Annotated in this window: 16 protein-coding genes; 14 read left to right on the top strand and 2 right to left on the bottom strand. The window is 32.3% G+C overall.

Translation table 11 applies throughout. The features are described from left to right. Positions 1–131: 131 nt before the first annotated feature. The 6 genes from FF52_RS15455 to FF52_RS15430 all read left to right on the top strand — a co-directional run bounded on the left by FF52_RS15455 (position 132) and on the right by FF52_RS15430 (position 4,975). Positions 132–932, top strand: coding sequence for a hypothetical protein (locus tag FF52_RS15455; protein WP_157498623.1), 801 nt, complete (start codon positions 132–134; stop codon positions 930–932). Positions 933–1,001: 69 nt separating this feature from the next. Then, on the top strand, positions 1,002–1,754 hold the full coding sequence (locus tag FF52_RS15450) for a hypothetical protein (protein ID WP_008466956.1): 753 nt from the start codon (positions 1,002–1,004) through the stop codon (positions 1,752–1,754). A 5-nt stretch (positions 1,755–1,759) separates the two neighbouring features. Then, a complete protein-coding gene (gene lipB, locus FF52_RS15445; protein ID WP_008466955.1) occupies positions 1,760–2,458 on the top strand; it encodes a lipoyl(octanoyl) transferase LipB in 699 nt (232 codons plus the stop codon). A 21-nt stretch (positions 2,459–2,479) separates the two neighbouring features. Continuing rightward, on the top strand, positions 2,480–3,055 hold the full coding sequence (locus FF52_RS15440; protein ID WP_008466954.1) for a Crp/Fnr family transcriptional regulator: 576 nt from the start codon (positions 2,480–2,482) through the stop codon (positions 3,053–3,055). A 64-nt stretch (positions 3,056–3,119) separates the two neighbouring features. After that, complete coding sequence (locus FF52_RS15435; RefSeq protein ID WP_008466953.1) at positions 3,120–3,857, top strand: SDR family oxidoreductase; 738 nt, start codon at positions 3,120–3,122, stop codon at positions 3,855–3,857. Positions 3,858–4,123: 266 nt separating this feature from the next. Next, the gene (locus tag FF52_RS15430) at positions 4,124–4,975 is read left to right on the top strand and encodes a nuclear transport factor 2 family protein (RefSeq protein ID WP_008466951.1); all 852 of its coding nucleotides are present in this window, start codon (positions 4,124–4,126) and stop codon (positions 4,973–4,975) included. A gap of 28 nt (positions 4,976–5,003) precedes the next feature. Here FF52_RS15430 and FF52_RS15425 read toward each other — a convergent pair whose 3' ends face one another. Continuing rightward, on the bottom strand, positions 5,004–5,669 hold the full coding sequence (locus FF52_RS15425) for a ribonuclease HII (RefSeq protein ID WP_008466949.1): 666 nt from the start codon (positions 5,667–5,669) through the stop codon (positions 5,004–5,006). Positions 5,670–5,839: 170 nt separating this feature from the next. Between FF52_RS15425 and FF52_RS15420 the strand changes: the two genes are divergently transcribed. The 5 genes from FF52_RS15420 (at position 5,840) to FF52_RS15400 (ending at position 11,440) form a co-directional block, all read left to right on the top strand. Beyond that, the gene (locus FF52_RS15420; protein WP_008466947.1) at positions 5,840–7,825 is read left to right on the top strand and encodes a putative porin; all 1,986 of its coding nucleotides are present in this window, start codon (positions 5,840–5,842) and stop codon (positions 7,823–7,825) included. Positions 7,826–7,872: 47 nt separating this feature from the next. Beyond that, positions 7,873–9,234 (top strand): pyridoxal-phosphate dependent enzyme, encoded by a 1,362-nt coding sequence (locus tag FF52_RS15415; protein ID WP_008466945.1) that lies wholly within the window; start codon positions 7,873–7,875, stop codon positions 9,232–9,234. Positions 9,235–9,314: 80 nt separating this feature from the next. Beyond that, complete coding sequence (locus FF52_RS15410; RefSeq protein WP_008466943.1) at positions 9,315–9,797, top strand: 3'-5' exonuclease; 483 nt, start codon at positions 9,315–9,317, stop codon at positions 9,795–9,797. A gap of 77 nt (positions 9,798–9,874) precedes the next feature. Continuing rightward, positions 9,875–11,146: a DUF2851 family protein gene (locus FF52_RS15405; RefSeq protein ID WP_008466942.1), complete on the top strand. Its 1,272-nt coding sequence runs from the start codon at positions 9,875–9,877 to the stop codon at positions 11,144–11,146. Between the two features lie 66 nt (positions 11,147–11,212). Further along, on the top strand, positions 11,213–11,440 hold the full coding sequence (locus tag FF52_RS15400; RefSeq protein WP_008466940.1) for a PspC family transcriptional regulator: 228 nt from the start codon (positions 11,213–11,215) through the stop codon (positions 11,438–11,440). A 48-nt stretch (positions 11,441–11,488) separates the two neighbouring features. On the opposite strand, the gene FF52_RS15395 is transcribed toward FF52_RS15400, so the two are convergent. Continuing rightward, entirely contained in the window at positions 11,489–12,955 is a 1,467-nt protein-coding gene (locus FF52_RS15395) for an APC family permease (protein ID WP_008466939.1), read from the bottom strand. A 263-nt stretch (positions 12,956–13,218) separates the two neighbouring features. Between FF52_RS15395 and FF52_RS15390 the strand changes: the two genes are divergently transcribed. The 3 genes from FF52_RS15390 to rpsU all read left to right on the top strand — a co-directional run bounded on the left by FF52_RS15390 (position 13,219) and on the right by rpsU (position 15,700). Then, positions 13,219–14,106 carry a helix-hairpin-helix domain-containing protein gene (locus tag FF52_RS15390; protein ID WP_035691709.1) on the top strand — a complete coding sequence of 296 codons (888 nt, stop codon included), beginning with the start codon at positions 13,219–13,221 and terminating at the stop codon, positions 14,104–14,106. A 13-nt stretch (positions 14,107–14,119) separates the two neighbouring features. Continuing rightward, positions 14,120–15,259, top strand: coding sequence for an acyl-CoA dehydrogenase family protein (locus FF52_RS15385; RefSeq protein ID WP_008466935.1), 1,140 nt, complete (start codon positions 14,120–14,122; stop codon positions 15,257–15,259). 246 nt (positions 15,260–15,505) lie between these two features. Continuing rightward, positions 15,506–15,700, top strand: a complete 195-nt coding sequence (gene rpsU / locus FF52_RS15380) for a 30S ribosomal protein S21 (protein ID WP_008466933.1) — start codon at positions 15,506–15,508, stop codon at positions 15,698–15,700. The last annotated feature ends 26 nt before the right edge of the window (positions 15,701–15,726 follow it).

Raw genomic sequence — 15,726 nt, 5'->3', positions numbered from 1 at the left:
TTTAGTGTTAGTTATTTGATTTACATCTATTTGTATGTGGTCATAAATAGCGAATTTGAAGTTGTTTTAAAACACGATTCAAATAATTCTTAAAAGAAAGTATCTTCGCTTGAACAACTTAAACCTCAATTATGAAAAGAATTTTACTTTGCTTTTTTATTGTACTTTGTATTACAAGCTGTACGCTTAAGGAAAAAATGGTTATGAATGAAGATGGATCGGGAACTTTTTCTTACGGCTTTGACATGTCACCGATGTATAAAATGGGTATGAAAAAAACAGATTCGACTAAAGTTAATAAAGTCTTAGACACTACTTTTACCTTCAAAGATGTGCTAGCCAAAATAAAAGACAGTATTTCTAAATTATCAGATGCTAATAAGGAAAAAATTGAGCAGCTCGAGAAAGAAAAAGAGAAACTTGAAATTCTAGAAGATTTTAAAGTAAGCATAAAGGTAAATGACGAAAAAAAGCAATTCGAATATGATATGGCATTTGATTTTCCTGCCGGAACAGATTTTAAAACTATTGCCACACCCACTGAAAGTTTAGAAGCGCTGGCGGCTACTGACAAAAAAAGATTAGGAGCTTTAAGCGCTGCGCCAAAATCTGAAGAAAAGTCAAGTACTACTATTTTTTACGATGGCAAAGTTTTTATTAAATCGGTAACACCTTCTAAAGAAGATAAAAAAGCTAAAAAGAAAAAAGAAGCTAAGAAAGAAAAGAGTGATGATCCATTTTCAAAACAAATAGAAGAAATGATGAAGGAATGTAAATATACAGTCGAATATCATTTTCCTAAAAGGATTAAAACTGTTTCTATCAAAAATGCAGTAGTAGCAGCAGATAGAAAAAGCTTTATTGCCGAAATGCCATTAGGCAATATGCAAGAAAGCAGCGTGGATTTTGGTTTCAAAGTAGAATTTGAATAATAATTGGAGGTTTTTAATAAAGTGTATTTTTAAAAATAGTCTTTGTATCTTTGATAAAAATATACTGCGATGAAATTATATAAATTACTTAGTTTTTCTTTTTTAATAGCAACTTTAACTAGCTGTACTTTTACTGAAAACATTTACATTAATGATAATGGAACCGGGAAATTTTCGGTAGACATGGATGGTTCTGCTTTAATGGAAATGGCTGGAGATCAGATTGCAGGTCAAATGGGAGATGCTAAAAAAGATATCGATACGACTTTTACTTTCAAGCAACTATTTGAAGAAAAAAAAGACAGTATTGCTAAGTTATCACCAGAAACTCAGAAAGAGCTTAAAAAGCTTGAGAATTTTGTGGTTTCAACAAAAATGAGTTCTGAAAAAAAACAGTTTTTAATGAACTTAGGAACAGATTTTAAAAATGTCAATGAGCTTCAGGATATTTTACAAACTTTAAGCACCTTTCAGAAATTAGAAGGAGGAGCAAATGCATCTCCACTTGGAAATGGTTTTGGAGATAATAAAAGTAAATTAAGCTATACTTATGACGGAAAGAAATTTACAAGAAAAGCAGTAATCGATCAGGAGAAACTACAGGCATCTAAGGCTAAAGATACGGCTGCAGATATGACCAAAATGATGTTCGCATCATCTAGCTATATTGTAAACTATCATTTTCCAAAAAAAATTAAGAAAGTTTCTAATCCAAATGCATTGTTTAGCGACGATCGAAAATCAATCACAATTCAATACTCTTTTACGGATTATATGGAGAATCCTGACAAACTGAACTTCGATGTTGAGTTTGAAAAATAATTAAAATGAATAAAAAAATCCAACTTCAGGATCTGGGCAATAGAGATTATAAATCGACCTGGGAATATCAAGAAGAAATCTTTAAAGATATTGTCGATTTAAAAATTAAGAACAGAAGAGAAGAACTAGATCTGCCAACACCAAATTATTTATTGTTTGTTGAGCATCCGCATGTTTATACTTTAGGAAAAAGCGGTGATCTTGAGAACTTATTATTAAACGAAAAACAGTTAGAAGCCAAAGGAGCGACATTTTATAAAATTAATCGTGGCGGTGATATTACCTATCATGGACCAGGACAAATTGTAGGTTATCCGATTTTAGATTTAGAAAATTTCTTTACCGATATCCATAAATACCTTCGTTTGCTAGAAGAATCTATTATTCTGACTTTGGCCGAATATGGTTTAGAATCGGGTAGAAGTGAAGGAGAAACGGGAGTTTGGCTAGGTGCAGGAACTCCGTTTGCCCGTAAGATTTGTGCAATGGGGGTTCGCGCTTCACGTTGGGTTACCATGCACGGTTTTGCCTTAAACGTAAATGTAGATTTGGGTTATTTTGATAATATTATTCCATGCGGTATTCGCGGAAAAGGAGTCACATCTTTAAATGTAGAACTTGGTGTGGAGAAAGTAGATGAAGAAGAAGTAAAATCTAAAATCATCAAACATTTTACCGAACTATTCGAAGCTGAATTTGTTTAAAAGATTCAAAATAATTCGAGTATGGAAAATGAAGACAAAAAATCATTTTTGAAGCATTTAGATCTTCCAGAAAAAGAATTACAGGAGTTATTGAGTATTGCACAATATGGTAAAATAGCTAAGGCAGACTATTTTATTCGTGAAGGTCAAGTGCCTCGTAAAATGGCTTTTGTGGTAAAAGGTTTGTTTCGATATGTTTACACTCACGAAAACGGAAACGAATTCACTAAAAATATTATAGCCGAAGGGAATTTTATAAGTTCTTATTCGGCTATGATTTATAATACTCCTTCCTATTTTTCGATAGAAGCTTTAGAAGATTCCGAAATCTTGGAAATTGATTATTCAAGCTGGATCGAAATAAAAGAAAAAAATCCATTTTGGAATGTCTTTCTTGTTCAAATTCTTGAAAAAGCATTTTCTATAAAAGAAAAACGAGAAAGAGAACTGCTTCTTTTAGATGCTGAAAAGCGATATGAAATTTTTATTGCTGAATTTCCTGATATCGAAAATCGTATTTCTCAGCAAATTATAGCTTCTTATTTAGGTATTCAGCCAGAATCTTTCAGCAGACTAAAGAGAAAAATTAAGACTTAACATAGGTCAATGTAACTCCATAGAAGGAGAACTATTTTTGATTTCTAATTTAAAAAATGAAATTATGGAAATCTCAAATAATACTATTGTTATTACAGGAGGAAGCTCCGGTTTAGGATTTGAAATGTGCCGACAGTTTATAGAAAAGGGCAATAACGTGATAACTTGTTCACGTTCTTTGGAAAAGCTTGAAGAGGCCAAAAAGCGATTGCCCAATTTAGTCATTTACAAGTGTGACATTGCTCGGGAATTAGAATGCGAAGATTTTGCAGAATGGCTTCGAATTAATTATCCTAAGGTCAATGTTTTAATTAATAATGCTGCTATTGCCAATAAAGCTCATTTTGTAGAAGACCGATTTTTGTTAGAAAAAATGAATGAAGAATTCTCGGTTAATCTAAATGCACCAATTCGTTTAATCAAGCTTTTGTATCCGATTTTAATCCAAAATCAAAATCCTAAAATCATAAATATTACCACAGGATTGGTTTATGTTCCAAGAACAATTTACCCGTTTTATAATGCCACAAAATCGGGTCTGCATTCTTTTACTCAAGTTTTAAGAGAACAGTTGAAAAAAGAAAAAATCAAGGTTATAGAAGTGTTATTTCCAGTAGTAGATACTCCTTGGCACAAAGGAAATGTTTCTAAAATTGCAATTTCACCTCAAGATGCAGTCTCAGAAATGCTTGAAAGTATATCTCAAAATCAGACTGAAATAAGAATTGCAAAAGTAAAACTGCTTTATTTTCTTTTTAGAATAGCTCCTCGATTTGCATTCCGTAAAATAAATAGCCTTTAAATATGAGTGTTGTTAAATGCAAATTCAATTTTTCTTGGAATAAATGCATAGTTACATTGTTTTTAAAATCCAAAACAGCACCTTATTTTTAAATATAAAGCGTTTTTTTTCTTAAATTTATATTCAAAAAACAGAAAAACCATTTCTCAAAAGTTAAGATTTTGAAGGGATGGCAAATTCTAAACTCCTTGTAATTCTCTTAGCTATTTATGCTAAATTTGATTTTATACTATTAAATTAAAATTTCATTTTATTTCCAATTGCTTATGAGAAAAATCTACTTATTCTGTTTCGTTTTTGCGCTTAACGGTCTTTTTGCCCAAAAGAAAGATAAATTATATCCAGTTGCAGTTTATGAAAAAGTGTGGCAGGAAAAAAACAGCGATACCAGATTAAAGATGATTAAATCTATTTGGTTAGAAGACAGTACTTTTGAAGATCCTTCGGCTTCTATAAAAGGAATTACGGCATTTAATAATGTAATCAACGAATTTTACAAGAAAAATCCAGATGCGATATTAACATCAGGATCCAAAATTGTAAAAGATAATTATGTAACGTGGGAATGGAAAGTTTTGGATTCCAAAAACAACCTAATAATGGCAGGACGTGATTTTGCACGTTTAAACGATAAAGGACAAGTGAGCAAAATTATTGGTTTCTGGGATAAAGGAGCGACTTTGTCTGAGGCTGATATTCTGAAAAATCTGGAAGCTGATAATTTGAAAGTAGCAGCTAAATATTACGAAAGCCTTTTTAAAACAAGAGATTTTGATGCTGTGGCTACTGTAGTTGCAGACGGTGCAGTTTACAATCAAGCTGTTGGATTACCGTATGGAGGAACTTATACAGGTTTTAGCGAATGGACAAAAATGTTTACAAAATCAACAGAGTTTTTTGATTTGCAAATAGAAAAAGAACCAACCTATTTTAGTGATGCTTCTAAAAATGAAGTGATCATTTATTTTACAATGAGCTGTAAATCAAAAAAATCAGGCAAAACCATGTCGGTTCCAATTTCAGAACATATCGATCTGAAGGACGGAAAAATTACAGCTGTGAGATCTTTTTATTATGATACAAAACAGTTTGCAGAATTCTTAAAAAGCAAAAAATAAAAAAAACGACCTTTTTAGGTCTTTTTTTTTATTCAAAAAAATCAAGTTCTAACTGCTCTGGCAAAAGTCTAAAACTCATTCTATGATATTTTGTAGTTCCAAATTCCTTAATAGCTTCGCGATGTTCTTTAGTTGGATATCCTTTGTTTTGTTTCCAATTGTACATCGGAAATTCTTCGTGAATTTTGTCCATATATTCATCGCGATAGGTTTTTGCTAAAACAGATGCCGCTGCAATGCTAAGATATTTGCCGTCGCCTTTTATAATGCTTTGGTTCGGAATCGATTTTAAAAGAGCAATTTCATCTTTAGAAAACTGCCTTCCAAAAGTGTTTTTAAGTCCGAGTTTAGCATTCAAGGAACGATTTCCGTCAACTATAATATATTCAGGAACATGTTTTAGTTTCAAAATGCATTCCTGCATTCCTTTCATCGAAGCATTTAGAATGTTTATTTCGTCAATTTCATCTGGAAACAAATGTGTTACAGAAAAACATACAGCTTCTTTTTCGAGAATTGGCCTTAATAAGGCTCTCGTTTTTTCAGACAATTGCTTACTGTCATTCAGAATTTTGTTCTCAAAATGTTCGGGTAAAATTATAGCTGCGGCAGTAACCGGCCCGGCTAAACATCCTCTGCCGGCTTCATCAGTTCCAGTTTCTAAAACAAATCCTGAGAAATTTTTTTCGAGCATTTTTTAGGGTTTAAATAACAAATGAAATGAAATTTTCAGCAAAAATATTCGTTTTCGTACTGTCAGCCAAGGCAATTGTATAAAATGAAGTGTTTTTTTATTTATTTGTTTTTATAATTTACCTTTGCTTAGCAAAATTTTGAAAAAATAAATTTATATAAAGCCATCAAATGAGAATATTCATTTTTCTATATCTATTAGTTGTACCAACTTTATTGTTTTCGCAAGAAAAAAAAACTGCTCCTAAAAATAATTTAGATATGAATACGGAATATTCAAGTATTACTGATTCCGTAAAAAAGAAAAAACAAAAAATAGCAACGATAGATCAGTATAAAATTGTGACTTTAGAACATGATACAATTTATGCAGATACTTCGCTAACTATTAAAAGTGCTTATAGACAGAATCATCTTAGAAAAGATCTTTTCGGACTCCAGGAGCTGTCTAATATTGGACAGCCACTAAATATGCTGCAATATAGCTTGACGAGTTTTTCTCCTTATCCAGAAATTGGTTTTAGCGGAAAACATTCTCTTTATATGCAAGCAGATCAAATTAGATATTATTCTGTTGCAACTCCTTTTACAGAATTGTTTTTTAATACAACAATAAAAAAAGGACAGAATGTGGATTCTTTTATCACATTAAATGCTTCTAAAAATCTTAATTTTTCTATTGCTTATAAAGGTCTAAGATCTGAGGGAGATTATAATAATCAATTAGTTAGTGCCGGAAATCTGAGAATTACAACTAGTTATGCTACAACCAATAAGCGTTATGCAATAAACGCGCACTTCACGAATCAGGATATATTGAATGAGGAAAATGGCGGTATTACAAACGATGCTGATTTTGAAAGTGATAATCAAGATTATAAAAATCGACAAAGATTACAGGTTTATTTAACCGACGCAGAATCCTTTTTAAAAGGAAGAAGATTATTTTTTGATCATGCTTTTAGAGTAAATCCAACTGATGGGAGTAATAATTTATATATAACGCATCAGTTTAATTATGAATATAAAGCTTATGAATATAAACAGCCAACTGTAATGTCGATTTTAACTGCTAATGATGGATCAACTACGCGTATACAGCGATTTGGAGACTCGTATGCGGCAAGTAATATTAACGATCAGACTAAATATGAAAGGTTGTATAACAAAGTGGGAGCGGCTTACGAGAATTCGCTTTTAGGAAAATTTATATTCTTTATCGACGACTATAGATCGAATTATAAATATAACCGAATTATTGTTGATGCTGACGGAAATGCAGTTCCAGATAATTTGTTTTTGCAGTTTAACAATTTTGGTGCTCAATATGAATATCAGAAAAACAAATGGAATGGTAGATTTTTATATTCAAGATCAATAACCAACGAATCGCTTTCAGATTTGGATGCTAAACTGCGATATGATATGAGCGAAAAAATCAAATTTGATTTCAGATATCGCAACATTAATAAATTGCCAAACAACAATTATAATTTGTACCAAAGCAGTTGGATTTCGTACAATTGGTCGAATAATTTTAAAAACGAAAAAATTAATTCCTTAAGCGCAGAGATTACAACTCCTTGGTTGACAGGACAAGTTCAGTATACAGTGCTGAAAGATCATTTGTATTTTACTGATATGGCTACAGATGCAGAAAAAGCGGCAAGTCAACAGATTGTGAAACCAATGCAATACGGAAATGTGATTAATTATTTAGAAATAAAAGCAAGCCGGGAGTTTAAATTTGGTCCTTTTGCGCTAGATAATACACTTTTGTATCAGAAAGTAGATCAGTCAGATTTAGTTTTAAATGTGCCTGATTTTGTAACTAGAAATACATTCTATTATTCGAATCATTTCTTTAAAAAAGCATTGTTCATGCAAACAGGGCTTGTATTTAATTATATGACTAAATACTATGGAGATGATTATAACCCTGTTATTGCAGAATTTTTTGTGCAACAGGATAAAAAAATCGGTGGTTTTGCAACATTCGATTTCTTTGTGAATGCCAGAATACGCCAGACCCGTTTTTATTTAAAAGCGGAACATTTTAATGCTTTATTTACGCAAAGCAACTATTATGCAGCGCCTCATAATCCGTATCGTGATTTTGCATTGCGTTTTGGTCTGGTTTGGAACTTCTTCCAATAAAAACTGGCTTACTTTTTATTTAGAACCACTAATAAACTTAAATAAAAATGGACTTTTCAAATAACATTTTAGAAACAATTGGTAATACACCATTGGTAAAACTCAACAAAATTGTTGCTGAAATTGATGCGTTAGTATTGGCAAAAGTCGAAACCTTTAATCCTGGTAATTCTGTAAAAGACAGAATGGCTGTAAAAATGATTGAAGATGCTGAGGCAGATGGCCGACTAAAACCTGGGGGAACTATCATTGAAGGAACTTCCGGAAATACAGGAATGGGACTTGCACTTGTTGCAATTGTAAAAGGATACAAATTAATTTGTGTGATCTCAGACAAACAGTCTAAAGAAAAAATGGATATTCTTCGTGCCGTTGGAGCAAAAGTTGTCGTTTGCCCTACTGATGTTGAGCCTACAGATCCGCGTTCTTACTATTCGGTTTCAAAGCGTTTAGCAGAAGAAACCCCAAATTCTTGGTATGTAAATCAGTATGATAATATGTCAAATTCGCTGGCGCATTATGAACAGACTGGACCTGAAATCTGGAAACAGACAGATGGGAAAATCACGCATTTTGTTGTGGGAGTTGGAACAGGCGGGACTATTTCTGGGGTTGGAAAATACCTTAAAGAGAAAAACCCGAACATCAAAATCTGGGGAATTGATACATATGGTTCTGTCTTTAAAAAATACCACGAAACAGGAATCTTTGATGAAAATGAAATTTACTCTTATATAACAGAAGGTATTGGAGAAGATATTTTGCCTAAAAATGTTGATTTTTCTCTAATTGATGGTTTTACAAAAGTGACCGACAAAGATGCTGCAGTCTATACTAGAAAAATTGCTCTTGAAGAAGGTATTTTTGTTGGAAATTCTGCAGGAGCCTGTATAAAAGGTTTATTGCAGTTGAAAGAGCATTTTAAACCAGATGATGTAGTAGTAGTGTTATTTCACGATTCTGGAAGCCGATATGTAGGTAAAATGTTCAACGATGATTGGATGCGTGAGCGAGGATTCTTAGAAGAAAATGTAACAAAAGCAGAAGACGTTATTAAAGATCATATTGATAAGGAGCTGATTGTAGTACGTACTGAAGAATTAGTTTCGCATGCAATTGAGCGTATGCGTAAATACAAAATTTCGCAGATTCCGGTTGTTGATATTAACGGCTTTGTTGGTTCTGTAGATGAAACTGATTTATTTAGAAGCTATGTTGCTGATAAAAATGTTGCCGAAAAGCCAATAAAAGAAGTAATGGGCAAACCTTTTCCGATTGTAAAATTAGGAACTCCGATCGAAGAAGTTTCAAAACTTTTTACAAAAGAAAATGATGCTGTTTTAGTAGATTTAGGAAACGGACATCATCACATTATCACTAAATATGATATAATTGGCTCAATAAAATAAGCCTTTTATAAATAATTAATAATCCATAAACCGAATTGTTTTTCGATAAGGTTTATGGATTTGTATTTTAAAAAGAGAATATGACTTTTACTGCTATTGATTTTGAAACGGCAACTGGCTATCATCCGTGTTCGGTGGGAATTGTTACGGTCGAAAATGGAGTTATTGTAGACGAGTATGTATCATTAATTAAACCGCCAAACAACGAATACAATCCTTTTACAATTCGTGTTCACGGAATTTACCCGAAAGATACCATTAATGCAAAATCTTTCTTCCAAATCTATCCTGAAATTGAAAAGAGGTTAAAAAACAGAGTTGTAGTAGCACACAATGAAAGTTTTGACCGGAATGTTTTAATAAAAACCATGTTGCTTCATGGCCTAAATTATGATGATTTAAACATTGCTGCAAAATGGGAATGCACGGTTAAAATCTACAAAGCAAAAGGAATAAAGCCAACCAAATTGAGTGATTGCTGCCGCGAAATGAATATTCATCTCAATCACCATGAGGCATTGTCAGATGCAAGAGCCTGTGCTAAATTATATATGCTTCGCTAAATAATTCAAATATTTGTAAGAATAGTATTAAAATTTAATTACTTTTAGATTTTGTAATTACACTATAAAAATCTAAAATGAAAGAAGACTTCCTTCATTATCTCTGGAAATTCAAGAAGTTTGATGGCTTGAATTTAAAATCTGTTCAAGGAGAAGAAATAACCATCATTAAAACAGGCGATTATTTGGAGCTTGCTGGGCCTGATTTTTTTAATGCTCATATAGAAATCGGAAATCAGAAGTGGGCTGGTAATGTAGAGATTCATTTAAAATCTTCAGACTGGTATTTGCATAATCATGAAAAAGATGCCGCTTATAAAAATGTGATTCTTCATGTTGTGTGGGAAAATGACACGGCCATCTTTAGAGAAGACAATACAGAGATACCCGTTCTAGTGCTTAAAGATTATGTTTCAAAAGAAATTATTGATAATTATAATGCTTTGGTTTCTCCAAAAACATGGATTTCTTGTGAAAGGCAATTAAAAGAAATTGACAGGTTTGTGTTTAAGAATTGGCAGGAAAGATTATTTTTTGAACGTTTAGAGCGAAAATCAAAGTTTATAAATCAATTATTAGAAGAAACGAATCAAGATTGGGAAGCTGTCTTGTTTTGTCTTCTAGCGAAAAATTTTGGTTTAAATACCAACGGAAATTCCTTTTTGCAGATAGCAAAAACAATTCCTTTTTCAGTAATTAGAAAAGAAAGTTTTGAAGTCGAAAATCTGGAAGCGCTTCTTTTTGGAACTTCAGGATTATTGGAAACAGAGAAAGAAGATGTTTATTATAAAGATTTAAAGTTTCGCTACTTCTATTTATTGCATAAATATCAAATTGAAAAGATTTATGCAGATCCTCTTCAATTTTTTAAGCTTCGTCCAGATAATTTCCCTACTATTAGACTTTCTCAGTTAGCATCTTTATATCATAGACATCAAAACTTATTTTCAAAAATAATTGATTTGAAATCTATTGGCGAAGTGTATCGTTTGCTGAATATTTCTGCAAGTTCATATTGGCAAAACCATTATCAATTTGATAAAGAAAGTCCAAATAAATCTAAAATGCTTTCTAAGCCATTTATAGATTTAGTGGTAATTAATACTATAATCCCGCTTCAATTTGCTTATTCTAATATAAGGAGCGAATCAATTGCCGAAGATTTGATTGATTTTATAAATGAAGTTGACTCAGAGAAAAACGCGATTATTGACAAGTTTAATTCGTTTGGAATAAAGTCTCAATCCGCATTTGAAAGTCAAGCCTTGCTCGAACTTAAAAATGAATACTGTGAGCGTAAAGCATGCTTAAAATGTGCTATCGGATTAGAACTACTCAAAAATAATTAGATAATTTGTACTTTTGTAATCGCGAACAATCAGAATCTAAAATCTAAAGTCATAAATCTAAAAGAGATGTCAGCAATTTTAAAACTTAAATTCTTTTTTGAAAAATATGGTTTTCATGTTTCTTCAAGATTAGCAGATAAACTCGGAATGCGCGTAACAAGTGTAAGGCTGTTTTTTATCTACATTTCTTTTGTTACAGCTGGTTTGGGCTTTGGAGTCTATTTAACTCTTGCTTTCTGGATTAGACTGAAAGATTTAATCCGTTCAAAAAGAACATCAGTATTTGATTTATAAAAAAAGCTCCAAATTTAATTTGGAGCTTTTTTATGAAGTGATATTTTATTATTCTTCAGTACCATCGTTAAGTCTTGATCTCTTTTTGCTGTATCCAAAATATACAACTATTCCAAGGACAAGCCATCCAAGAGATAATAATTGAGCATCTTTACTCAAATTGAAAATTAAGTAGCTATTAATTGCAATTCCTAATACCGCAATAACTGGTAAAGCAGGAACTCTAAAAGTCCTGTTTAATCCAGGTTGTTTTACTCTTAAAATCCAAACAGCGATACAAACCATTGTAAAGGCGAATAAAGTACCAAAACTTGTCATATCAGCTAATTTATTGATTGGAGTAAAAGCAGCAACAGTTGCAATAACAGCTCCAAGAATCATTAAGTTTGTTTTTGGAGTTCCAGAAATAGGGTTTACTTTAGAGAAAACTTGTGGAATTAAACCGTCTTTAGACATTCCTAAGAAAATTCTAGATTGGCCCATAATCATTACCATTAATACCGAAACTAAACCAATAGTAGCGGCAACAGTAATAATAAAGCCAGCCCAACCCTGTCCAGCGATATCAAAAGCATAAGCAACAGGAGCTTTAATAGCTTCAGGATATTTTCCTAGCGGGTTAAAATCTTGGTAGTTCATCATTCCTGTTAATACTAAAGAAACAAGAATATATAAAGTTGTACAAATCAATAATGAAGCAATAATTGCAAACGGAACGTCTTTTTTAGGATTGATAGCTTCTCCAGCTTGTGTAGAAACGGCATCAAAACCAACATAAGCAAAGAAAATTGCAGCGGCTCCAGAAATGATACCTCCAATTCCGTAAGCATTGTGCGTAGTTTCTTTTTCAACGATCTGAGTTGCTTCAGGAATAAATGGGCTCCAGTTTGCAGTATTGATGAAGAAAAGACCAGCAACAATTACAAAGATTACTGCAGAAACTTTAAGGATAACAATAGCATTGTTTGCTTTTGCGGCACTTTTTGTTCCTTTAATAAGTAATGAGATAACTAAGATAACGATTAAGAAAGCAGGAAGATTCATTGAGAAACCTTCGCCAGTATAACTCGCAGGATCTGTTGTAAGCCATTCAGGGAGTTTTATATGAAATAATTTCAGTAATTTATTAAAGTATCCAGACCAGGAAACTGCTACGGTCATAGACCCCATTGCATATTCGAGAATTAATCCCCACCCAATTATCCAGGCAAAAATTTCTCCTATAGTACCATAAGCATACGCATAAGCAGATCCTTCAACAGGTAAAATAGAAGCAAATTCAGAATAGCAAAGAGCCGCAAAAACACACGCAATACCTGCGATGATAAACGAAATTGCTAATGCTGGACCGGCATGATAATAAGCCCCAGTACCTGTAAGTACAAAAATTCCACCGCCGATAATGGCACCAACACCAATCGCAGTAAGACTCCATTTTCCTAGGACTCTTTTTAAATCACTTTTTTTCATATCGGCCTCAAAGGCTGATATAGGTTTAACTCTCCAAATTGACATATTATTTTATTGGTTTATTTGTTATTAAGTGCCAAATGTATTGTTTTTTGTAAAAAATAAAAACAATTATCATGTTTTAAGTTATAAAATCTTTGTTTTTTTTACAGTTGTCGTAAGAAAGATTCTTTAAGTATTGACATTCATTAAATTAATTGGCCTTTTATAAAAGATTCGATAATTTTTTGAAAACTACTTTTCTTACTAATTTTCTTAATAAATTTGAAGGATTTTTCTTAATTTATTCTTCAAAAGTATTTTTAAATATGAATTTTAAACCTCTAAACAAGTATTTTTATTTTACAAAACAGCAACGCATTGGTATTTTTATTCTCTTTCTTATTATGATAGGATTGCAGATGTTTTATTTATTATCTGATTTTAATATTTTAGAAATTGAGAATGCAGAAAAAGAACAGTGGCTTGCACTTCAATCAGAAATTGATCAGAAGAAATTGATAGATAAAAATGCAAAACCAGCTAATTATCTTTTTAATCCTAATTTTATTTCTGATTATAAAGGATATAAACTAGGGATGTCGGTTGAAGAAATTGATCGTTTAGTGGCATTTAGAAAGGAGAATAAATATGTAAATTCTGCAGAAGAGTTTCAAAAAGTTACTGGGATTTCAGATTCTCTGTTAAATAAAATTTCTCCTTTGTTTAAATTTCCAGATTGGAAACAGAATAAACCTATTTATAGTAGTGAGAAAAAAGATTTCAGTATAAAAAGTTTTCCCAAAAAAGAAAAGATTGCAATTTTAGATATTAATCAGGCTACTCAGGAAGATTTAATGAAAATTTATGGAATAGGAGAAGGGTTGTCGTCCAGAATACTTAAGCAAAAAGAAATTCTAGGCTCCTTTGTTTCTATGGATCAGATGAAAGATATTTGGGGACTTTCGCCTGAAGTTATAAATGAGTTGAATAGCCATTTTAAGGTTGTGATTCCGCCAACTTTGAAGAAAATAAACGTAAACGAGGCATCATTAAAAGAATTATCTCAATTTTCATATTTTAAATATGGACTCGCAAAGCAAATCGTAACGTATAGAAGCATGAATGGAAATTTTAATAATATTGAGGATTTAGCAAAAATTAAAGATTTTCCTGTTGAAAAAGCAAAAATAATTAGTTTATATTTGGAGTTCTAAAAGAAACTAACTCATGAACTTTGATTACAACGAAACGCAGATAATGATTGCACAGTCTATAAAAGACTTTGCAGAAAAAAATATTAGACCTTATATAATGGAATGGGACGAAGAACAAATTTTCCCGATTCCTTTATTTAAAAAACTTGGAGAAATGGGCTTCATGGGAGTTTTGGTTCCTGAAGAATACGGAGGATCAGGTTTGGGTTATCATGAATATGTCACAGTAATTGAAGAAATTTCAAAAGTAGACCCTTCAATTGGATTGTCTGTTGCGGCGCATAATTCTTTATGTACGAATCATATCTTAACTTTCGGAAACGAAGAGCAAAAGAAAAAATGGTTGCCAAAATTGGCTACAGCAGAATATATAGGAGCATGGGGATTGACAGAGCATAACACAGGTTCTGATGCTGGAGGAATGAGTACAACCGCTGTAAAAGATGGCGATCATTGGATTGTCAATGGTGCGAAAAACTTTATTACGCATGGTATATCTGGAGACATTGCCGTTGTGATTGTTCGTACCGGAGAAAAAGGCGATTCTAAAGGAATGACGGCTTTTGTCTTTGAAAAAGGCATGAAAGGGTTTTCGTCTGGTAAAAAAGAAAATAAATTAGGAATGAGAGCAAGTGAAACGGCTGAATTGGTTTTTGATGGCTGTCTTGTTCCTGATGCAAATAGGTTGGGGGAAGTCGGACAAGGTTTCGTGCAGGCTATGAAAATTCTTGACGGAGGAAGAATTTCTATTGGAGCACTGTCTTTAGGAATTGCAAAAGGGGCGTATGAAGCGGCATTGAAATATTCAAAAGAAAGACATCAATTTGGACAGCCAATCAGCAATTTTCAGGGAATCTCCTTTAAGTTAGCAGATATGGCAACAGAAATTGAAGCGTCAGAATTGCTTTTGCATAAAGCGGCCTATTTAAAGCAACAACATAAACCTGTAACAACATTAGGGGCAATGGCAAAAATGTATGCATCAGAAGCATGTGTTAAAATTGCAAATGAAGCCGTTCAGATTCATGGCGGTTATGGCTACACTAAAGATTTTCCAGTAGAAAAATTCTATAGAGATTCTAAATTATGTACTATAGGAGAGGGAACAACAGAAATCCAAAAGCTCGTTATTTCTAGAAACTTATTAAAATAGTAGCTTATTTTGGGCGTGCCCCTAAAAACAAAAGCCATTTTGCAAGCGCAGAGAGGCTTTTGTTTTTAGGGTCGGGCTTTTCATTCCAATCTTTTTGTTTTTAAAGAAAAAACAAAAAGGATTTCCATTGCAATCCCTCACGCATACACAAAATAAGAAATTTTTGAAAATAATTCAAAATTTATAATTCATAATTAATAATTAATACATACATTTGCAGCCTTAACGAAAGGAGGTGTCTATATTATGTTAATTATACCAATTAAAGACGGAGAAAATATCGATAGAGCATTAAAGCGCTATAAAAGAAAATTTGATAAAACAGGAACTGTTCGTCAATTAAGAGCACGTACTGCTTTTATTAAGCCTTCTGTTATCAAAAGAGCTCAAATCCAAAAAGCGGCTTACATTCAAAGCTTGAAAGACAGTTTAGAAAGTTAATATCAGCTTTTCGAAAATAATTACCG

The organism is Flavobacterium sp. F52 (assembly GCF_000278705.1).
GTDB lineage: Bacteria > Bacteroidota > Bacteroidia > Flavobacteriales > Flavobacteriaceae > Flavobacterium > Flavobacterium anhuiense.
This window is presented reverse-complemented; position numbering and strand designations above follow the sequence as displayed.